This window comes from Streptomyces sp. NPDC057616 (genome assembly GCF_042800575.1).
In the GTDB taxonomy this organism is placed as follows: Bacteria; Actinomycetota; Actinomycetes; order Streptomycetales; family Streptomycetaceae; genus Streptomyces.
Map to the genome: position 1 here is coordinate 1 of NZ_JBHVGU010000024.1, position 19,199 is coordinate 19,199.

19 protein-coding genes are annotated in these 19,199 nt (G+C 70.4%); 10 read left to right on the forward strand and 9 right to left on the reverse strand.

What is annotated here, in order from left to right; genetic code table 11:
• The first annotated feature begins 121 nt into the window (after nucleotides 1-121).
• The gene (locus ACFU97_RS27820; RefSeq protein ID WP_384261707.1) at nucleotides 122-322 is read left to right on the forward strand and encodes a hypothetical protein; all 201 of its coding nucleotides are present in this window, start codon (nucleotides 122-124) and stop codon (nucleotides 320-322) included.
• A gap of 18 nt (nucleotides 323-340) precedes the next feature.
• Here the strand turns inward: ACFU97_RS27820 and ACFU97_RS27825 are convergent, their stop codons facing one another.
• From ACFU97_RS27825 to ACFU97_RS27850, 6 genes are read right to left on the reverse strand one after another with little or no spacing between them, the layout of a single operon-like run.
• Entirely contained in the window at nucleotides 341-2,626 is a 2,286-nt protein-coding gene (locus ACFU97_RS27825) for a glycoside hydrolase family 3 N-terminal domain-containing protein (protein ID WP_384261709.1), read from the reverse strand.
• Complete coding sequence (locus ACFU97_RS27830) at nucleotides 2,623-4,557, reverse strand: cellulase family glycosylhydrolase (protein WP_384261711.1); 1,935 nt, start codon at nucleotides 4,555-4,557, stop codon at nucleotides 2,623-2,625. Before ACFU97_RS27830 ends, ACFU97_RS27825 begins: the two co-directional genes overlap by 4 nt.
• Before the next feature lie 53 nt (nucleotides 4,558-4,610).
• The gene (locus tag ACFU97_RS27835) at nucleotides 4,611-5,654 is read right to left on the reverse strand and encodes a LacI family DNA-binding transcriptional regulator (RefSeq protein WP_384261714.1); all 1,044 of its coding nucleotides are present in this window, start codon (nucleotides 5,652-5,654) and stop codon (nucleotides 4,611-4,613) included.
• On the reverse strand, nucleotides 5,651-6,478 hold the full coding sequence (locus tag ACFU97_RS27840) for a carbohydrate ABC transporter permease (RefSeq protein ID WP_384261716.1): 828 nt from the start codon (nucleotides 6,476-6,478) through the stop codon (nucleotides 5,651-5,653). Before ACFU97_RS27840 ends, ACFU97_RS27835 begins: the two co-directional genes overlap by 4 nt.
• A gap of 14 nt (nucleotides 6,479-6,492) precedes the next feature.
• On the reverse strand, nucleotides 6,493-7,434 hold the full coding sequence (locus ACFU97_RS27845; RefSeq protein ID WP_384261719.1) for a carbohydrate ABC transporter permease: 942 nt from the start codon (nucleotides 7,432-7,434) through the stop codon (nucleotides 6,493-6,495).
• Nucleotides 7,435-7,483: 49 nt separating this feature from the next.
• Nucleotides 7,484-8,773, reverse strand: coding sequence for an ABC transporter substrate-binding protein (locus tag ACFU97_RS27850; RefSeq protein WP_384261721.1), 1,290 nt, complete (start codon nucleotides 8,771-8,773; stop codon nucleotides 7,484-7,486).
• Nucleotides 8,774-9,200: 427 nt separating this feature from the next.
• Here ACFU97_RS27850 and ACFU97_RS27855 point away from each other — a divergent pair, with 427 nt between their 5' ends.
• Nucleotides 9,201-9,380, forward strand: coding sequence for a hypothetical protein (locus ACFU97_RS27855; RefSeq protein ID WP_384261723.1), 180 nt, complete (start codon nucleotides 9,201-9,203; stop codon nucleotides 9,378-9,380).
• Between the two features lie 181 nt (nucleotides 9,381-9,561).
• Here the strand turns inward: ACFU97_RS27855 and ACFU97_RS27860 are convergent, their stop codons facing one another.
• Nucleotides 9,562-10,152 (reverse strand): TetR/AcrR family transcriptional regulator, encoded by a 591-nt coding sequence (locus tag ACFU97_RS27860; protein ID WP_384261726.1) that lies wholly within the window; start codon nucleotides 10,150-10,152, stop codon nucleotides 9,562-9,564.
• A gap of 169 nt (nucleotides 10,153-10,321) precedes the next feature.
• Between ACFU97_RS27860 and ACFU97_RS27865 the strand changes: the two genes are divergently transcribed.
• The 4 genes from ACFU97_RS27865 (at nucleotide 10,322) to ACFU97_RS27880 (ending at nucleotide 14,223) form a co-directional block, all read left to right on the forward strand.
• Nucleotides 10,322-11,263 (forward strand): alpha/beta fold hydrolase, encoded by a 942-nt coding sequence (locus ACFU97_RS27865; RefSeq protein ID WP_384261728.1) that lies wholly within the window; start codon nucleotides 10,322-10,324, stop codon nucleotides 11,261-11,263.
• Nucleotides 11,264-11,804: 541 nt separating this feature from the next.
• A complete protein-coding gene (locus ACFU97_RS27870; RefSeq protein WP_384261730.1) occupies nucleotides 11,805-12,347 on the forward strand; it encodes a hypothetical protein in 543 nt (180 codons plus the stop codon).
• A gap of 2 nt (nucleotides 12,348-12,349) precedes the next feature.
• Nucleotides 12,350-13,561 carry a sensor histidine kinase gene (locus ACFU97_RS27875; RefSeq protein ID WP_384261733.1) on the forward strand — a complete coding sequence of 404 codons (1,212 nt, stop codon included), beginning with the start codon at nucleotides 12,350-12,352 and terminating at the stop codon, nucleotides 13,559-13,561.
• Entirely contained in the window at nucleotides 13,558-14,223 is a 666-nt protein-coding gene (locus ACFU97_RS27880) for a response regulator (protein WP_384261735.1), read from the forward strand. The genes ACFU97_RS27875 and ACFU97_RS27880 overlap by 4 nt, the downstream gene beginning before the upstream one ends.
• Nucleotides 14,224-14,284: 61 nt before the next feature.
• Here ACFU97_RS27880 and ACFU97_RS27885 read toward each other — a convergent pair whose 3' ends face one another.
• Together ACFU97_RS27885 and ACFU97_RS27890 are read right to left on the reverse strand one after the other, a co-directional pair.
• Nucleotides 14,285-14,653 carry a GNAT family N-acetyltransferase gene (locus ACFU97_RS27885; RefSeq protein ID WP_384261738.1) on the reverse strand — a complete coding sequence of 123 codons (369 nt, stop codon included), beginning with the start codon at nucleotides 14,651-14,653 and terminating at the stop codon, nucleotides 14,285-14,287.
• A 113-nt stretch (nucleotides 14,654-14,766) separates the two neighbouring features.
• A complete protein-coding gene (locus tag ACFU97_RS27890) occupies nucleotides 14,767-15,291 on the reverse strand; it encodes a peptidoglycan-binding protein (RefSeq protein WP_384261741.1) in 525 nt (174 codons plus the stop codon).
• 276 nt (nucleotides 15,292-15,567) lie between these two features.
• Here ACFU97_RS27890 and ACFU97_RS27895 point away from each other — a divergent pair, with 276 nt between their 5' ends.
• From ACFU97_RS27895 to ACFU97_RS27910, 4 genes are all read left to right on the forward strand, one after another.
• Nucleotides 15,568-16,719 (forward strand): sensor histidine kinase, encoded by a 1,152-nt coding sequence (locus ACFU97_RS27895; RefSeq protein ID WP_384261744.1) that lies wholly within the window; start codon nucleotides 15,568-15,570, stop codon nucleotides 16,717-16,719.
• Nucleotides 16,716-17,396, forward strand: coding sequence for a response regulator (locus ACFU97_RS27900; protein ID WP_384261746.1), 681 nt, complete (start codon nucleotides 16,716-16,718; stop codon nucleotides 17,394-17,396). The genes ACFU97_RS27895 and ACFU97_RS27900 overlap by 4 nt, the downstream gene beginning before the upstream one ends.
• Nucleotides 17,397-17,517: 121 nt before the next feature.
• Nucleotides 17,518-18,228, forward strand: a complete 711-nt coding sequence (locus tag ACFU97_RS27905) for an AAA family ATPase (RefSeq protein ID WP_384261749.1) — start codon at nucleotides 17,518-17,520, stop codon at nucleotides 18,226-18,228.
• Between the two features lie 122 nt (nucleotides 18,229-18,350).
• Entirely contained in the window at nucleotides 18,351-19,199 is an 849-nt protein-coding gene (locus ACFU97_RS27910) for an MOSC domain-containing protein (protein ID WP_384261751.1), read from the forward strand.

The window sequence follows — 19,199 nt, forward strand, 5'->3', positions numbered from 1 at the left end:
GCCCGGGACCAGCCCGCCGCTTACGGTAACCGGTCACGGATGAACGGTTCGTGAGCTGTTGGCCCGGCCGCGACGCCAGCACGATGGTGCGGGAAACGGCACAGTCCAAGGAGGAGAAGAGATGAGCCTGCGCAAGCGTGCGATCGCCGTGGCATTCGTGGCAGCGACCGCCGTCGGAGCCCTCGGCACCCCGGCGATGGCAGCCCCGATGCCGTGGGAGACCAGCAGGACTCCGACGGTCGTCACCCACCACACGGCGTCCACGGCGGCCGGCGGCAGCGGCATGGTCACCGTGCGGTGCGGACCCCCCTGCTACCAGTAGGCCGTTGCTGCTGAACCATCAACCCTTCTGCCGAAGGGGGACCGTGATCTGCAGCCGTGCCCCCTGAGTCCGGTCGGACGCCGGGCCCGTCTCCACCTCGACCTCCCCGGGTTCTACGGTGAGACACAGGCTCCGGTCGACGGAGGCCAGGGTGTCTCGGTCGACCGTGAACACCGCCTCTGCTTCACCGCCGGGAGCGATGTCGAGGCTCACGAAGCCGCGTAGTTCACGAACGCGCGGCCAGGACGTGCCGCCCGACAGACGGCGGACGTAGAGCTGGACCGTCTCGTGGGCGGTCCGCGAGCCGGTGTTGCGGACGGTGACCCGACACGTCAGCTCCGGTGCGTCGGCAGCGACTTGAGGAGCCGACAGGCGTGGCGGGCCGTACTCGACGCTCGTGTACGACAGCCCGTGGCCGAAGGCGTGCCGTGGCAGCGCGCTCTGGTCGACGTAGCCGCGGTAGCGGTGGTCCTTGCCGTTGTAGAAGACGGGGAGTTGGGCGGCGGAGCGGGGGACGGACACCGAAAGACGGCCGCGGGGCTCGCAGTTGCCGAACAGCACGTCGGCCACGGCGCGTCCGCCTCGCGGCCCCGGGTACCAGGCACTCAACACCGCCGAGGCGGTCGCGGTCAGGTCGGGAAGGGCGTGCGGGCGGCCCTGGACGAGGACCACGACGACGGGGGTGCCGGTCGCCGACACCGCGTCCAGCAGGGCGAGTTGGGCGGCGGGCAGCGCCACGTCCGCCAGGTCGACGCCCTCGCCGCAGGTCATGCCGGACGGCGTGCCGGAGCCGGTCACGGCCGCCCCGTTGGGGTCGAAGGCGGTGTCGTCGGTACGGGCACTGGAGCCGCCCAGCACCAGGACGGCCACGTCCGACTCGGCCGCGAGCGCGATGGCGTCGGGCACACCCGAGACGTCGTCTCCCACCAGGTCGCAGCCCCGGGCGTACCCGACCTCGGTGCCTGAAGGGGCCGCCGCGCGGATGCCCTGGAGGACGGTGACGCCGCTGCCGGGCCGCTGGGGTGCGGTGTAGTCGCCGATCTGCTGGGCGACGGAGTCCGCGTTCGGACCGAGGACGGCGATCCGCCCGACCTCCGGGGACAGTGGCAGCACGGCACCGTCGTGGTCCAGCAGTGTCACGGAGGCGCGCGCGATGCGCTCGCCCAGGTCACCAACGTCTCTGTGGTCGGGGTGTGCTGGGGCCGCCGGGACGGGCTGCTCGAAGAGGCCGAGGCGGAACTTCAACGTCAGTACGCGCGCCACTGCCGCGTCGAGCGCCTGCTCGGAGACCAAGCCACGGTCCACTGCCTCACCCAGGGTCGGGAAGCAGGCGTCCCACAGGCTCAGGTCACACCCCGCCTCCAGGGCGAGGGCCCCGGCCGACACCGGATCACCGGTCAGCCGTACCAGGCGGTCCACGGCGGTGCCGTCCGCCATGACGATGCCGTCGAACTCCCAGCGCTCACGCAGCACTTCGGTCAGCAGGTACGCGTTCGCGACGCACGGGAGGCCGTCGAACTCGTTGTAGGCGGCCATCACGCCGGCCACCCCTGCCGCCACACCCGCGCGCGCCGCCGCCAGGTGGATCTCGTGCAGTTCGCGGACCCCGAGCTCGGTCGCCGCGCTGTTGCGGCCGCCGACCGTGGCGCCCTGGCCGGCGAAGTGCTTGAGCACCACGCCCACGCCGGCCTTCCGCGCGCCCTCGACCAGGGCCTCGGCGAGCCGGGCCGCGAGATACGGATCCTCCCCGAAGCACTCCTCGGCCCGTCCCCAGCGCGGATCGCGCACCAGATCGAGGGCGGACACCAGCGCCAAGTGAGCACCTCGGGCGCGTAGTTCGGCACTCGCGGCCGCGGCCGCCTCGGCGTACAACTCCGGACCCCAGGTGGCTCCCACCGCCAGGTTCACCGGGAGCACGGTGCCGTCCAGGGCCTGGTGGCCGTGCGGCATCTCCTCCACCAGCAGGACCGGGATGCCGAGCCGGGTGTTCTCCGTGACGTACCGCTGCACCGCGGCGGCCATGTGCGTGCCGTCGAGTGCGTCCAGACCGTCCTCGAACACCACCCCGGACCAGGCGTCCGCCCGCTGCAGCCCGTACAGCGCGCCCATCCCGTCGAAGGCGGCGACCTCCTTGCGGAACGCGTCCGTGAGGCGATGGCCGTCCGGCGTCCGCTCGTACGCGTCCCACCCGTACATACGCTGGTTGACCTGGCCGACCTTCTCCGTGAGCGTCATACGGCCCAGCAGGTCGCGGACGCGGTCCGCCACCGGCGCGGACGGGTCGCGGTAGCGGGGGAGGGTCACCGCAGCTCCAGTACGGTGACGCCGTACGCGTCCAGCTCCACGTCCGTGACGGGCTCGCCGCTCTCCAGATCGTGCAGAGTGCCGTCGGCGGCCGGGCGGACCGTCAGCGGGCCGGCGCTCTGGCTGACCAGCCACACGAAACGCCGACCGTCGGCGTGGACCAGGACGTCTGCCGAGACGTGCGGGTCGGCGACCGTGACGGGCCGCCGGATGCCGGCGACCTCCGCCAGGGCCTCGTAGAGGCGATGCGTAACGTCCGGGTTGGCGCGCGGGGTGCGGGCCGCCATGTGCTCCAGGGGATATGTGGCCAGCACCGTGCGCCCGGAGCCGGTCTCGTGCACGATCAGGGCCGGCCGGCCATGGGCGTCCACGGCGACGACGCGGCCCGCACGAGGCACCACAGGCAGATAGGCGCGGCTGTCCTCGTTCCCGGCGACCGGCAGGCGCAGCACCTCGCCCGCGCGTAGCCCGCCGAAGTCCTCGGTGAACGTCATCTCCAGCACGTCGTCCTCGATCGGCTCGGCGACGCCGTACGACAACTGCAGCTCCACGCCGAACAGTCCGTCGAGATCGTCGAACCAGGGGCCCCGCGTGGTGGGGTGCTCGCCGGAGCAGAACGAGAGGTACACGGTCGCGCCCGCGGCGACCCGGCGGGCCAGCTCGCGGCGGGTGCGGGTGGTCAACTGGCGTGTCGCCGGCAGCAGGTAGAGCGACGCGGAGCCGGGCAGCCCGTCGGCCTCGCGGGTGAATCCCACGGGCAGGTCGGCGGCGCGCGCCGTGACGTAACTCTGGTGCAGGGACGTGAAGATGAGCGGCCGGTCGGCGGGCCGGCTGTAGGGGTAGCCGCGTTCCAGGAAGGCGGGCACCACCAGGGCGGCATCGGCGTCGACACGAGCGCAGTGAGCGAAGTCGACGGCCTTCAACACGTCTGCAAAGGCTGCCAGTTCACGCAAGGGCTCCTTCGGCGCGCCGGTGGAGTCGGTGATGCCGAAGTGCATCTCGAAGGGGTGGTGGTCGTAGGGGGCCTGGTCCCACAGGTCGTCGTAGTCGGTGTTGTTCCAGGCGATCCAGCCCGTTGCCCCGCCGAGGAGCGAGTTGTGCAGGGTCTGGCGGTAGAAGACGCCCGCGTTGGCCGCTGACACGGTGTCCGTGGACAGGCCGAACTCCTCCAGCACCACGGGCTGTCCGGTCACCGCGGCCAGCTCGCACTCGAAGGCGGCGCGGTAGTGCTGGCGCGGCCGGTCCGTGTCGGAGCGATAGACGTGCGGGCCCACGAAGTCGACGTACTCGGCCGTCTCCCGCAGGGAGAAGCCGTTGTCGCGGCCGGTGACCTCGATGCCCCATGCCCCGTCGCCCAGGGAGACCGGCTGCGTCGCACCGGCCGCCCGCACGGCGTTGCACATGGCCTGGGCCCACGCGGTCACCACGTCCGAGGACGGCGGGTCGACCTGGTAGATGCGCCCGTACCCGGGCATCTCGTTGGTGATCAGCCAGCCCGTGACCGCCGGATGGTCCTTGAAACGACGGGCCATGCGGCTGACGAACCAGGCCTGCCGGCCCACCATCCACACGTCCTCGTACAGGTCACGGCCGCCGCGCCAGGCCGGATCCCAGTTCTCCCCGGACATGTGGCCGACAATGAACGTGGGCACCGTCCCCATGCCCGCCTCCCGGTGTGCGTCGAGGAAGTCCTCGAACCGCTCGCACAACTCCTCGTCCACGCGGTGCGGTTCCGGGTGGAAGTCGGGCCAGTAGAAGAAGGACCGCGTCATGTTCAGGCCGTGCTCGCCCAGCACTCGGAGCTCTTCACGGACGATCTTCGGGTCGTAGTTCCGCCACATCAGCGGACCGCCGGTGCGTGACCAGAAGTTGGCGCCGAGCCAGGGCAGGACGTCGGGCTGGTGGATGAGCTGGGCGCTGTGGCGTCGCATGGTCCTTCTCAGGGGGTTCGGGTACGGGTGGTGCGTCGTCGTGAAGGCAGAGGTCAGCCCGGAGCGGGCCCCGTGGACTCGCGTACGACGAGCCGCGGGCGTCCGGTGAGGGCGGGCTCCTCGACCTCCTCGCCGCACAGGGCGAGCAGCATCCGCGCGGCGGCCGCGCCGACCTGCTGCACCTGCTGGTCGACCGTGGTGAGCCGGGGGTGGAGCCAACTCCCCAGCGGCAGATTGTCGTAGCCGACGACCGACACGTCCGCGGGGACGGTCATGCCCGCGCGCTGCGCGGTGCCGATGCCGCAGACGGCCATGGAGTCGTTGGCGTACACGATCGCCGTGGGCCGGTCCTCGGCGTGGAGGAGCGCCTCGGTGGCGCCGACCGACCGCCGTTCGCTGAAGTCGGTGTGCAGGACCGCGAAGGGGCGCAGCCCGGCTCCGCGCAGAGCCTCCGCGAAGGCGGCCAGACGCAGCCGGGTGTGCTGGAGTTCCGGCGGTCCGGCGACGTAGGCGATGCGCCGGTGGCCGAGGGAGAGCAGGTGCTCCACGGCCTCCGTGACGCCCGCGCCCTGGTCGCGCAGGCCGACCCGCGGGACGACGGCCGTGTCGTCCGGCGAGCCGAGCAGCACCGCCGGTAGTCCGAGCCGTGCCAGGAGAGCGGGCCGCGCGTCGTCGTCGCGGGCGTCGGTGAGCACGGCGCCGTCCACCCGGCCCTCGGCCGCGAGGCGTTCGTACAGCGCGTTCTCCTCGGGCGGCCCGGTCACCAGGTGCAGCAGCAAGCCGTAGCCACGCGGCGCGAGTTCGCCCTCTATGCCGGTGATCAGCTCGCTGAAGTGGGGGTCGGACCCCAGCACGTCGGTGGGGCGGCGCACCACCAGGGCGAGGCTTCGGGTACGGGCGTTGCGCAGGGCCGCGGCCGGAGCGCTGGGGGACCAGCCGAGTTCCAGGGCGGCGTCGAGGATGCGTCGGCGGGTCGGCTCGGAGATCCGGCCCTTGTGGTTGAAGGCCTGGGAGACGGCCGCGGTGGACACGCCCGCCGCGGCCGCGACCGCCTTGATGGTGGGACGGCGCCCGGACCGCTCGGCCGGGGCGCTCACGCCTTCACCGCCCCACTGACCAGGGCCTGTTGCATGCGCTTTTGGAGGAGCGTGTAGACCACCCACACCGGGACCAGGGTCAGGACGGTGCCCGCCGTGAGGACGCCGTAGTCCGTGCCCGTGATCGACTTGAGTGTCGGCAGCGCGACCTGGACCGTGCGCTGTGACGGGTCGGGGCCGATGATGACCAGCGAGTAGAGGTACTCGTTCCAGAAGGTCAGGAAGTTGAGCAGCAGAACGGTCGCGATGCCCGGCAGGCACATCGGCGTGTAGACGTGCCGCAGCACCGAGAAGGTGGACGCACCGTCGAGCCGCGCGGCCTCCTCCATCTCCGGAGGGATCGTCCGCATGAACTGCACCAGGATCACGACCGACAGGGGCAGCGCCGTCGCCGGCAGGAACAGCACCATGAACGTCCGCGTGTGGAACAGCCCGGTGGCCGCGGCGAGGAGGAAGGTGGGGAACAGGGCGGCGAACGTGGGGATCAGGAACCCGAGCGAGAAGACCTTCTCGATGAACCCCGCCAGGCGTCCGGTCGAGCGCGCCAGCGCGAACGAGGCCGGAATGCCCAGCAGCAGGGTCAGCGCGAGCGAGAAGACCGTCACCAGCGCGGAGTTGACCACCGCGAGCCCCAAGTCGGCGCTGTCGAAGGCGGTTCTGAAGTTGTGCAGGCCGAACGAGCCGGGCGGGGCGAAGGGATGGGCGAAGATCTCGTCGTTCGTCTTGAACGCCGAGGCGAGGAAGTAGTAGAGGGGGACGACGAGCAGCACCGCGTACGTCCACACCAGGATATGGGCCGGGAGCCAGCGTTTGCCGAGCTTCATGGTTGCTGCTCCGATCAGTAGGTCTGGCGGAAGACGCGGCGGATCGCGAGGAGGCCGACGAGCCCGACGAGGAAGAGGAAGACGCCGACGGTCTGGCTGTAGCCGAGGTCCGCCGCGATGAACGCCTTCTGGTAGACCAGGAACGACAGCGTGGTGGAGGACGTGCCGGGACCGCCCTGCGTCAGCAGCAGCACGTTCTGCGCGGAGCCGAACAGCGTCCACAGGAACTGCAGCATCGTCATCACGCCGACATAGTCGCGGATTACCGGGAAGTGCACCGTCCACATGGTCCGCCAGTGACCGGCACCGTCCAGCTCGGCCGCCTCGCCGAGTTCGTCCGGCACGCTGCTCAGACGTGCGGCGAACAGAACGGCCGTGAAGCCGATGCCGCTCCAGACGTCCAGGGCGATCAGACAGGCCAGCGCCGTGGAGGGCGAGGCCAGCCAGGCGTCGGTGACGGAGCCCAGACCGACGCCCTGCAGCGCTCCGTTGACCAGGCCGTCGGGGGACAGGGCCGCGTAGAAGACCATGGCCTTCGCAGGGGTCGAGATCAGTCCCGGGATGAACAGCAGGTAGCGCAGGACCCGGTGGCCGGGCGGGCGCTGGGCGACGTAGTAGCCGAGCATGTACGCGCACACGATCATCAGGGGCAGGGCGACGGCCAGTTGGACGGCCGTGTTGCGCACCGCGTCCCAGAACATCGGATCGTCCCAGACGGTACGGACGTTGCCGAGGCCGGCGAAGGACACCGGCTGCAGCATGCCCGGCCAGTGCAGGGCGGCGATCACGAAGATGGCGAGCAGCGGGCCGACCATGAAGACCAGGTACCACGCGAGGGCGGGCACGGCGAGGACGGTGCCGCCCTGCCGGGGCGCGCGCGAGGCCGCGGAGCGGGGAGGGGGAGGGACGGAGCGGCGGGCCGCGGTGCCGTCCGGCGTCGTCGTCAGCGTCGTCATGCGGTGACTCCCGGAGATCGGGTCGGCGGAGGGGAGGAGGGCCGGCGGCTCATGCGGACCGGTACGCGGACTCGAGGACGGAGCGGACCTTGGCCGCGCTCGTGCCCCTGGTGAACGAGGTGCTCGTCGCCGTGATCAGCGGCTGCGTGGCGGCGGGCGGGATGTACACGTCGGGCAGCAGGACCTCGCTCACGCCGGAGCCGAGGCGCTGGGACGCCGCCACGAGCGGGAAGCCGGTGCTGACGGTGTCCGTGCGCAGCGCCATGTCGCGGCCGCTCTCCTTGATGAAGCGCGAGACCGTGTCGGGCCGGTACATGAAGCGCAGGAACTTCTCGACGTGCTCGATCTTGCGGACGCCGTTGGGGCTGATCCAGAACCCGATGAGGGTGAACGCCCGGATGATGGTCGGGCGGTCGTGCGCCGCTCCGTCGGCCAGGGGCCAGCCGCCCACCTGGGTGTGGCGGGCCACGTCCTCGGGGACCTTCGCCAGGGCGGAGGACATCGCCGACTGGATCGCCGCGGCCTGGGTGTTGTACTGCGTGTTCATCGTGTCGGACGTCAGGCCCTGGGCCTTGTCCGCGAACACCCCCGCGTCGCGCAGGGCGGTGAAGTACTCGATGCCCTCGCGGGCGCCCCGGCTGCCGAAGTCCCCGGTCGAGTAGACGTGCCGGGCCTCGTCCTGCGACAGGAACGTCTGGATGATCTGCGCCAGCAGCTTCTGGCCGGTCCAGTCGTTGCCGCCGACGGTCACGGGCGCGATGCCCTTGGCACGCAGCTTGCGGGCCGCGGCGATGAGGCCGTCACCGGTGGTGGGGATCTCGTCGACGCCCGCCTTGTCGAGCAGGGCGCGGTTGAAGGCGACCGGCCAGTTCGTCGCGAAGTAGGGGAAGGCACGCACCCTGCCCTTGGCGTCGGTCCAGGCGGACAGCGCGGCGGGCAGGACACGGTCGCGCAGTCCCCAGGTGTCGAGATACGGCTTGACGTCGACGGTGGCATCGACGTCCGTCCAGGCCAGCGTCTTGTCGTAGAGGTTCACCATGACGACGTCGGCTTCCTTGCGGGCCAGCCGGGACGTCTCGTAGACCTGGCCGAGGTCGTCGCCGTTGATGAGGTTCTTGACCTTCAGCCCGGGGTTCTCCTTGCGGAAGCGGTCCAGGGCCGACAGGTAGGTGGGGGAGCCGGGCGCGGTCGTACCGAGCTGGGTGTGGACGACGAGAGTGTCCGGATCGGAGTCCGCCGCGGCCAGGGACGAGCAGCCGGACAGAGCGGGCAGGGCGGCGGCCGCAGCCAGACCGGTACCGGCGGCGAGCAGGTCGCGCCGGGTCAGCGATGAGCGCACAGCGGTGGTCTCCAACCAAGCGGTTAACGATTGGTTAATCGATGTACCAGGTGAGGTGGGAGGACCGTAGTGAGTGAGGGGGCTGGGGTCAAGGGGGTGGGGGTGGCGTCTTGGGGGGCGAGAGCCATGTGCTCGGTGCTCGGTGCTCGGTGCTCGGTGCTTGGCGCTTGGGGTGCGGGTGGGGATCGCCGTCAGGAGCAGGCGCGCCACCCGGCCGGAGCGTCCCTGCTGCGGCCGGGCGGCGCGCGGAGGGCCACCGCTCGGAACCCTCACGGGTAATCCGAGGCTGGTGCGCGGGTGGATTGGTACGGATGAGGAATTCAGTCTGGGGCTGACGCCGGCGGGGACGTGTGGGCGGTGGGATCCCCGGCCAGGCGGGCGTCGCCGGTGCTGGAGCGTGCCGGAACGAAGCGGTTGAGGAGGCCGAATGGACCCGGCGCGCTCGCCCGATGAGCCACAGCACAACGAAGCCCTCGCAGGGTGCTACTTCTGGTGCTCGGACGGGCTCATCGTCCGCGACGCCGGCATCGGCAACATGACCCACGTCCTCGCCGGTCTGATCAAGAACGGCGATTTCACACAGATCCTTCAACGCCTCGACGACTGACATCCGCCCGGCCCGCACGTCTCATTCTGAAACGATCAGTAAGAAGTGCGGGTGCCTCCGGTACGGGGGTGTCAGGTTGGTCGCCGACACCTGTACGGCAGGCCTCATCACGCCGCCGGCTGCACCCTGACGGCGACGCCATCCTCCAACACAGGCCCTGCACCCACCTTTTGAACGCGGCCTAGTTGTGTGCGCGCAACGCCTGCGCGATCGCGTCAACGGTCACGTCCACCACGGCCACGAGCTCCGCCGGGCTCGCCCCGGCTCTGCTCATGACGGCGAGTGACTGGTTCACGGCCGCCGCGTGTACGGCGAAGGTCTCGGCGTCCTGGTCGGTCATTCGGCCGGCCTTCAGCGCGGCGCGCAGACGCTGGCGCTGGAAGCCGAGTGACTTCCTGGCGTGCGCCGCGACGGCCGGGCTCAGCGCCGGAATCGCCATGACCGACTGGGCGATCAGGCATCCATCGGGCAGTTCGGGATCGGCGATGCGTTCGAGGGTGACGTCGAAGAACGCGCGGACAGCCGCAAGGGGCTCGGAGGCCGCACACGACAGGGCGGCGTCGTACATGCCGCCGTAGCGCGCGGCGTACCGATCCAGGCAGCGCAGGAAGAGCGTGTCCTTGTCGCCGAGCGAGGAGTAGATCGAGCTGCGGTTGAGGCCGGTCGCCCGGGACAGGTCGTCGACCGAGGTGTCGGCGTAGCCGGCGCGCCAGAACTGGATCATCGCGGCGTTGAGCGCCTTGTCCATGTCGAACTGCTTCCTGCCTGCCACGTGGCACTTCCTCGCCGGTGTCTCGGTGTTCCGGATGCTGCCCCTCATCCTATCTTGAACTGATCGGTTCAAGATGTGTTAGCTTCGGGGCGTGATCGTGACCGGGTGTCCCGCGCACATCGAGCCAGACCCGCCGGACCAGCACACCTCAACACCGAGGGAGGACCCCATGACCGTCTCCGCGAGTAGCGCCGTCAGTGACCTGCCCCTGCACGATCTGCCCCTGCACGACCTGGCCGGATTCACCCACCGCTGGGTCGACGCAGACGGCATCCGCCTTCATGCCGTCGAAGGCGGCCGGCCTGCCGGCCCGGCTGTCGTCCTGCTCGCCGGCTTCCCGCAGACCTGGTGGGCCTGGCGGAAGGTCATGCCCCGTCTCGCCGACCGATTCCGCGTCATCGCGATCGACCTGCCCGGCCAGGGCCACTCCGAGCGCCCGGAACTCAGCTACGACACCCATACGGTCGCCGCCCACGTCCACGCCGCCGTGAAGGCACTCGGAGTGCCGGCCTACTGGCTGGCCGCCCACGACATCGGCGCCTGGGTCGCCTTCTCCCTCGCCCTCACCTACGAAAGCCAACTGCGTGGGGTCGCCCTGCTCGACGCCGGAATCCCCGGCATCACCCTCCCGGAAGCGATTCCCACCGACCCGGACTGGGCGTGGAAGACCTGGCATTTCGCATTCCACCTCGTGCCCGAGCTGCCCGAGACCCTGCTCGCCGGCCGTGAACGGGAGTACGCGGGCTGGTTCTTGAAGGAGAAGGCCCTCGCTCTTGGCGCATTCGACGACGCCGACCTCGACCACTACGCCGCGTCCCTCGCCGCCGACGGCGGCCTCCGCGCCTCGCTCGCCTACTACCGAGACGCCGCCGAGTCGGCGCGCAAGAACCACCAGGCGCTCAGCCGGCAGCACCTGACCGTACCCATCCTCGGAATCTCCAGCAGCCACGGCTCCATCCCGGACATGGCTGCCTCCCTCGGCCCGTGGGCCGACAACACCACCGGGGTCGTCGTGCCCGGCGCAGGGCACTTCATCCCCGACGAGCAGCCGGAAGCCGTCGCTGCCGCGATAGCCGACTTCATCGAGGATGAGGTGCGGGCCGGCGACTGATGCCGCTCAGGCCTGCCCGGCTACGCACCCGCCCAGGCGCACCGCCGCTGGGGGACGCCCTTGCCCTGGCCGTCCTCAGGACAGAATCGGCCGTCCTGGCGCCGCCGGGCCGCCGCCGGGCCGCACGCCCTCCTCTTGGGAGCCGCCCCCGAAGCGGTCCCCGCCCTTGCTCGCGCCGCGAGCCCCCGGTACCAGGTGCACGCGGCGCACCGCCCTTCCTCCTCGCCCATGGGACGCAGGACTCCATGGTCGAGATCGCCCACAGCCGGCACCTTGCCGAGACCTTGGAGGAGGCAGGAGTGCCGGTCGACGTGAGGGAGGTGACCGCCCCGACCACGTGTGGCACCGCATCCCCGACGAACAGGTCGAGGAGATCTTCCTGCACAGTCTCGCGTGGGCGCGGCGGGTGGTGGAGTCTCGGGCAGTGCGGGGCTGAGCGGGCCGGCTGTCGGGGGGTGCGGTACGGGCGCTCGCTGATCTCCACCTGTACCTCCACCCATGGGTCCAGGTGTGAGAGACCCGGCGTCAGCACGATGGATGCATGACCACGACCGACTGGATCACCGACATCGCCCTCGTCCTCATCGTCTTCCGGCAGCTGCGGGAAGCACGACTGGACCTCAAGTCCTACCTGATCCCGCTGGGGATCGTGGCCTTCGTGGCCTGGCACTACCTGCACAGCGTGCCCACCGGCGGCAACGACCTGGTGCTGATCGGCACCCTGGTCGCGGCGGGGGCGGCGCTCGGCATCGCCGGCGGCATCTTCACCAGGATCCGTACGGCGGGTGAACACCTCCTGATCAAGGCGGGTGCCGTCTCCGCGCTCTTGTGGGTGCTCGGCATGGGCGCGCGCATGGTGTTCCAGGTGTGGGTCGACCACGGCGGCTCCGACGACGTGGCCCGCTTCAGCCTCACCCACCACATCACCACCGGCGACGCCTGGGTGGCCGCGTTCGTACTCATGGCGCTCACCGAGGTGATCACTCGCCTGGCCACGATCTTCATACGGAGTCGTATGGTCGTCCGCGAGGAGCAACTCCCCACGGGCCCGCGCCCCGTGGCGGCCTTCGACCGCACCGACTGACCGTGGGCTATGGTCGCGCCGTGTCCGCATCCGAGACTGCCACCGCCCTCGGACCGGCCCCCGCACACGGGTCCGGCCCGAAGGGCGTGCCCCGCCAGGACCCCCGCCTGCACTGGGCAGTCACCCTGGGCGTCATCGCCATCACGTTCGCGACCGTCCGACCGCTGGGGGTGCAGGGCCGCGGACTGGCGGTGCTCGTCCTGCTCGTGGTCAATGCCGTAGCCCTGATGGCCCGGCATCTGTCCGAGTCGAGGCTCCCGCCGCGCGCCTCCTTCGTCTGGCTGACGGTCGGCGTCGTGGCCGCCGCCACCCTGATCGGCGTCGGGCGCAGCGGCCCCACCTACCTGTTCGCGTACTTCCTGGTCGGCCACGTCGGCTACCGGCTGCCGCTCAGGCAGGCCCTCTCCCTCGCTGCCCTGTGCAGCGTCCTGTGCGGCGCCGTCCTCTACTTCCGCCTCGGTCCCGGTCATGAACAGCTCGCCTGGACACTCGGTCTGACCACCGGCATTCCGGTCGTGGCGGGCATCCTCAGCCGCAGCAGGCAGCGCGCGGTGGAGGCGATGGTCCAGTCCGCCGAGGCCGCCGAACGGGCCGCCCGCGCCGAGGCCCAGGCGGCCGTGCTCACCGAGCGCAGCCGTATCGCCAGAGACGTCCACGACGTACTTGCGCACTCGCTGGCCGGCATCAACATGCAGCTGGAACTGGCGGACGCCCTGATCGACACCGGAGACCTGGAGAAGGTGCGCGAGGCGAACAACAAGGCGCACAGCATGGTCAGAGAGAGCCTGAAGCAGGCGCAGTGGACCGTGCACGCGCTGCGCGAGGACGCCCTTCCGCTGGTCGAGAGCCTGACGGCGATGGCCGAGACCTCGGGCCACCGCGACGTCCTCACGGTCACCGGAACCGTGCGCGAACTGCCCGCCAGGGTCACTCAGAACCTGCTGCGGATCGCGCAGGAGGCGCTGACGAACGCGGTCCGGCACGCTCCGGGCGGCGAGGTCCGGGTGGAGCTGACGTTCGACGACGCGTCGACCACTCTCAGGGTCCGCAACACGCCCGCGACCCGCGAGGTGACCGGGGGCATCGGCAGCGGAATGGGCCTGATAGGAATGCGCGAACGGGTCGCCCTCCTGGGCGGCACACTCACCGCCGGTCCGGTCACCGAAGGACCGGAGGCCGGCGGCTGGCAGGTGGAGGCATTGATTCCGGGATGAGCGAACCGACCGAGAAACCACAGCAGTTGAAGGTGATCGTCGCCGACGACCAGGCCACGGTCCGCGAACCTCTGGCCGCCGTGCTCGCCATGTCCGACGACATCGAGGTCACCGCCGCCGCGGCGGACGGGAGCGAAGTGCTGGCCGCCGTGGCCGCCGCACCGGTGGACGTCGTCCTGATGGACCTGCGTATGCCCGTGATGGACGGCATCGAGGCGACGCGTCGGCTGAGCGATGAGTATCCGGACACCGCCGTGGTCGTACTCACCACCTTCGCCGACGACGACTCGATCCTGGCCGCCCTCAGCGCCGGCGCCCGCGGCTATCTGACGAAGAACGCGGGACGCCAGGACATCCTCCGTGCGATCCGGGCGGCCGCCGCGGGACAGTCGGTCCTCGACCGCGAGGTCCAGGACCGCCTTCTGGCCACCGTCCGCACCCGCCCTCCGGCGCCCGTACAGGAACTGCCCGCAGACCTCACGCCCCGCGAACGTGAAGTGCTCACCCTCATCGGCCAGGGCCTGCCGAACCGCGCCATCGCCCAGCAGCTCTTCATCAGCGAGGCCACGGTCAAGACACACATCAACAACCTGTTCGCCAAGGCCGACATCCGCGACCGCGCGGACGCGGTGCGCCGCGCCCTCGCGGCGGGGCTGACCTGACGAGACGGTCGTACAGGTCGGGGCCGTCGATGAGCGGCTACGACCGGCTGACGCGGTGCGCTCACGCAGTGCGTTGCATGCACACCAGTTGATCCCGCTCGTCCCATGACTGGGTGACGGTGAAGCCGAACCGTTCGTAGCGGGAAATGGCCTCGGTCCGCCATTTCCAGACCGACAACCACACGATTGTCACGCCATTTTCCGCGGCGTGCTCGAGCGCGGCGCCGAGCAGGCCGGACGCAATGCCCCGGCCCCGGAACGCAGGGTCGGTCCACAGCCGTTTGATCTCCGACTGCCCGTCGGCCGGGGCGGTCACCACCAGACAGCCCACGGCGGCGTCGCCGATGAGAGCCATCAGCACGAGGCCACCCGCGAACGCGGTCCGCGGGTCGCGGATCTCCGCAAGGTAGCGGTCCGGCAGCCCGTCCACGTGGGCGACGGGTCACCCTTCTCCGCGATGACATGCGGCACGGTGGCAGGACGGTGGCCCGTCCTCTCCTGAACAGGACGGGCCACCATCGGTCTTCCGCGACGGCCGCGGGATCAGCTGCAGGCGTTGAACGTGGCGTTGTTGTACCAGAGGGTCTTGAGGTCGTTGCCCAGGTACATGCCCCAGCGGCCGTTGTCGGTGCGCTTGAAGGTCACGTAGCGCCCGTCCGTGCCGGTGTACTTGATCTGGTGGCTCGAACCGGCGCTGCCGCTGAGGAAGTCGGCCGCCCGGTCGAAGGTGTTCCTGCCGACCTTGCCGTCGGCGCTGCCCGGGACGTGGAACGTCGACTGCCACTTCTTGGTGGCCGTGACCGTGTCCGGCCCGAACCGGCAGTCGATCCCGCTGTACGAGAGCTTCTTGTCGGCCCACAGGATGGCCTGCCACATCGCGGCCACGTTGCTGTGTGCGTGGTGCGAGGCGTCCACGTACTCGTCGTTCCAGTCGTCCCGGAAGTCCTCCCCCGCTCCCTGGACCACACCTCCGCTCGGGCTCGCCAGCGCCGGGGACGCCCCGAGTGTGATCCCGCCGCCGATGGCGACGGCAACCGCCATGGTGATGGCCTTCGTACGCAAAGACATGTCAGTCCCTTCCGGCCACGCGGCGGGTCCCCCCGTTGGGTCCCCCGTAGGCCCGTGGCCTCCGGTGCCGGTGGTCGGCCGGCTCCGGTGAGCTGCTGCACCTCTACGTTCCGGTGAGCCGCTGCACCAAGAAGTTACGCACGGAGCGGAGCCGCGTCGTCCCGTCCCGGTTTGACGTTCGGGCACACCTTGCGCCGTACGGGATTGGTTCCTGCAACTTCCGCGGTACCGCGGTGGGTTGACGTTCCGGCACCGCCTCACGGTTACGCTGCGGCGATGCGGATACGTCCCCTCGCCGCCGACGTGCTCATCGCCGTGGCGCAGACCAGCGTGGCCGTGCTGCTGGCGCAGGAGGCGGCGAAACAGGGCTGGCCGCCGCTCGACCTGGCGGGTTACGTGCTGGTGGGGCTCGTCAATCTGCCGCTGATCGCCCGCAGCAAGGCGCCCGTCGCGATCTGCCTGTTCGTTCATCTCGCGTGGGCCGGATATGTCGCGGCCGGCTACTGGCCCGTGGTGAACTCCTTCGGGCCGATGCTCGCCGTCTACACCGTGGCATCGCTGCGTCCGCTCCGCGCTGCCGTCGGCTGCGCAGCGCTGATGGCCACGGTGTGGATCTGCGCCGGTCTGCTCAGCCCGCAGGCGAACATGGGCTCCGTGGTCGCGCAGGCCGTCGCCTTCTCGCTCGTCCTGCTGCGGTTCGGCACGGTGGCTCGTCATTCCGCCGAACTCGCCCGTGAACTCAGGCGCGAGCAGGACGCGCGGGCCAAGCGTGAGGTCGCCGAAGAGCGTGGCCGGATCGCGCGCGAACTGCACGACGTGGTCGCCCACCACATGTCGGTGGTCTCGGTACAGGCGGGCCTGGCAAGGTTCGTGCTCACCTCCGACCCGGCCACGGCGCGCGGCGCGCTCGACACCATCGGAGGCACCAGCGCCGAGGCACTGGAGGAACTGCGCCGCATGCTCAAGGTGTTGCGGTCGTGCGACGAGGAGGCGCCGGACGCCCCCATGCCGGGACTGGCCCGGATCGGGGAGATGATCGAACGCGTCAGGACCGGTGGAGTCCAGGTCGAGCTGCAGACCGAGGGCGAGACCCGCCAACTCGCGCCGGGTGTCGAGCTGTGCGCCTACCGCGTGGTCCAAGAGGCGCTCACCAATGTCCTCAAACATGCGCCGGGCGCGCAGGCCGTCGTACAACTGCGTTATGAGCAGCACCATTTGACGGTTTCGGTCACCAACGGGGGAGCGGGGGTGAATTCGGCCAGAGTTTCCTCCGGCAGCGGCCACGGCTTGATTGGCATGCGGGAGCGGGCCAAGCTCTACGGCGGGACGATCAGTATCGGGCCGCTGAGCGAGGGAGGGTTCGCCGTGCGCCTTACGCTGCCGACGTCGGCGCGGGCCGCGACGCAGGGGAACGACGCCACGGGATGACCAGAGTCCTGGTTGCCGACGACCAGCTGCTGATCCGCGCCGGACTCGTCGGCCTGCTGCGTGCGGCGCCCGGCGTCGAGGTGGTGGGCGAGGCCGGCGACGGGGCGGAGGCCGTGGCACTGGCGGCCGACACCCGCCCCGACGTCATCCTGATGGACATCCGGATGCCCGGGATGAGCGGCATCGTCGCCACCCGCGAGATCCTCGCCACCGCCCCCGAACCGGCGCCGCGCATCCTGATGCTGACCACGTTCGACCTCGACGAGTACGTGTACGGGGCCCTGCGAGCCGGCGCTTCAGGCTTCCTGCTCAAGGACTCGAGCCCCGAGCGGCTGCTGGCGGCCGTCGCGGCGGTCAGCGGGGGAGACGCACTGTTCGCGCCCAGTGTCACGCGGCGCCTGGTGGAGGCATTCGCCCAACGGGGCGGCGGCGCGAACGACTCAGCTCAACCACCCGCCGACCTGGCCGCTTTGACGACCCGTGAGGTCGAGGTGCTGCGGTTGATCGCCGGTGGCTTGTCCAACGCGGACATCGCCGACCGGCTCTACATCAGCGAGGCCACGGTGAAGACCCACCTCAACCGCACCATGGCAAAACTCGACCTCGACAGCCGCGCGCAGGCCGTCGTCGTGGCGTACGAGACGGGTCTGGTGACACCTGGGACGGGTCGAGGCTGAAAAAACGCCGCGGCCGGCGGCCGACGGACGTGGCCCGCACCAACGGCGTACGCGGCGGGCTACGACGGAGTCCCGAGCGAGTCCCGGGCGACCTGGGCGTGTCCTGAGTGACACTGGTCGAGTGATCGTCGAACGCGCGTATGCCCATCTCTCGTCGTACGACGAGGACACCTGGCCGTGGTCGGTGCCCTGCGTCCGTCAGCTGCTCAGCGAGGGCCTGCGCTTCACCGCGCCGGTGACGTTTCTGGTCGGTGAGAACGGCTCGGGGAAGTCGACCCTGGTCGAGGCCCTGGCCGAGGGCTTCGGCCTGGACTCCTACGGCGGCTCCCACGACTGGCGCTACGCCTCGCCGCGGCGCAAGTCCGCTCTCGGCGAGCAGATGAAGTTCGACGCGGCCTCCCGAGGGCGCCGCATGCTCACCAACTGGTCGGCCCGCAAAGGCTTCTTCCTACGGGCCGAGACCGCACTGGACGCCTTGGGCCGGGAAGGTTTCTCACCGGACTCGGTCAGCCACGGCGAGGGCTTCCTCGCGGCGTTTCGCGGGAAGTTCCTCCATACAGGTCTGTACGTCCTCGACGAGCCCGAGGCGGCGCTGTCCTTCTCGTCGTGCCTGGAACTGATCGGACACCTGGACAGGCTGGCCAAGGAGGGCGGCCAGGTCATCTGCGCCACGCACTCACCCCTGCTGACGGCGCTGCCGGGTGCGGACATCGTCGAGGTCGGCGAACACGGCATGCGGAGGGTTGAGTGGCGGGAACTCGGCATCGTCGATCACTGGCGACGCTACCTCGCGGACCCGCGGGCCTATCTACGCCACATCGTCGAACCGTAGGCGGCGTCCTTTTCACCTGGGCGGGTGCAAGAACCACAGACACTACAGACACTTCTGGCACTGCCCCTCTGATGCCGCCGAACGGCATGTGGCGCCGTCGCTACGCCAGCGATACTTGATCGATGGGGACTGTGGCGGCGCTGTACCGGTATCCGGTGAAGTCGATGTTGGGTGAGGCGGTGCACTCCGTGACGGTCACGGAGAGCGGGCTTTCCGGGGACCGGACATGGGCCTTGCTCGACGGGACGGGCGCGGTGGGCAGCGCCAAGCACCCTCGCAAGTGGGGCGCGTTGCTGCGCTGCCGTAGCCGAGTGGACGACGCCGGCGGGGTCCGGGCCGTCCTGCCGGACGGCGTGGACCTGCCCGTGCAGGACCCTGAACTGGGCTTGCGACTCTCCAAGTTGATGGGCAGGCAGGTGTTCGTCTCGGCCGAGGTGCCGGAACACGGCAGACTCGAGCGTGCCGTGCCCGAGTACCAGGGCGGGGTCCCGGATGCTGTGCGGGAATCGGCGGAGGTGGACGCCACGGGGGAGACCGTCACGACGGGTGGCGTCGCCCGGGGTACGTTCTTCGACTACGGCCGGGTCCACCTGGTCACCACAGCGGCCCTGACGCGGATGCGGGAGGTGTATCCCGCCGGGGACTTCGACGCCCGCCGTTTCCGGCCCAACCTGGTCGTCGACACCGGCGCGAGGCCGGGTTTCCCTGAAGACGCTTGGCTGGGATCCCGGCTGCGGGTGGGCGAGGCGCTGTTCAGGGTGGCGGTGCCGACTCCTCGCTGCGTGGTCCCCACGCTCGGCCACGACGAACTCCCGCCTGATCCCGGCATCATGAGGGCGGTGGCCCGCGAACACCGCGTGCCAGTCTTCGACTTGGGTCGACTGTCCTGTCTGGGTGTGTACCTGGAAGTACTTGAGGCGGGGACGGTCCAGGTGGGAGACGTGATCACGGTAGAGGCACCGGGCGCGTGA

Bases quoted from the DNA above. Each gene is read 5' to 3' on its own strand.
- ACFU97_RS27820 (WP_384261707.1), top strand. From the start codon at position 122: ATGAGCCTGCGCAAGCGTGCGATCGCCGTGGCATTCGTGGCAGCGACC.
- ACFU97_RS27830 (WP_384261711.1), bottom strand. From the start codon at position 4,557: ATGCGACGCCACAGCGCCCAGCTCATCCACCAGCCCGACGTCCTGCCC.
- ACFU97_RS27840 (WP_384261716.1), bottom strand. From the start codon at position 6,478: ATGAAGCTCGGCAAACGCTGGCTCCCGGCCCATATCCTGGTGTGGACG.
- ACFU97_RS27845 (WP_384261719.1), bottom strand. From the start codon at position 7,434: ATGACGACGCTGACGACGACGCCGGACGGCACCGCGGCCCGCCGCTCC.
- ACFU97_RS27855 (WP_384261723.1), top strand. From the start codon at position 9,201: ATGGACCCGGCGCGCTCGCCCGATGAGCCACAGCACAACGAAGCCCTC.
- ACFU97_RS27865 (WP_384261728.1), top strand. From the start codon at position 10,322: ATGACCGTCTCCGCGAGTAGCGCCGTCAGTGACCTGCCCCTGCACGAT.
- ACFU97_RS27870 (WP_384261730.1), top strand. From the start codon at position 11,805: ATGACCACGACCGACTGGATCACCGACATCGCCCTCGTCCTCATCGTC.
- ACFU97_RS27880 (WP_384261735.1), top strand. From the start codon at position 13,558: ATGAGCGAACCGACCGAGAAACCACAGCAGTTGAAGGTGATCGTCGCC.
- ACFU97_RS27890 (WP_384261741.1), bottom strand. From the start codon at position 15,291: ATGTCTTTGCGTACGAAGGCCATCACCATGGCGGTTGCCGTCGCCATC.
- ACFU97_RS27895 (WP_384261744.1), top strand. From the start codon at position 15,568: ATGCGGATACGTCCCCTCGCCGCCGACGTGCTCATCGCCGTGGCGCAG.
- ACFU97_RS27900 (WP_384261746.1), top strand. From the start codon at position 16,716: ATGACCAGAGTCCTGGTTGCCGACGACCAGCTGCTGATCCGCGCCGGA.
- ACFU97_RS27910 (WP_384261751.1), top strand. From the start codon at position 18,351: ATGGGGACTGTGGCGGCGCTGTACCGGTATCCGGTGAAGTCGATGTTG.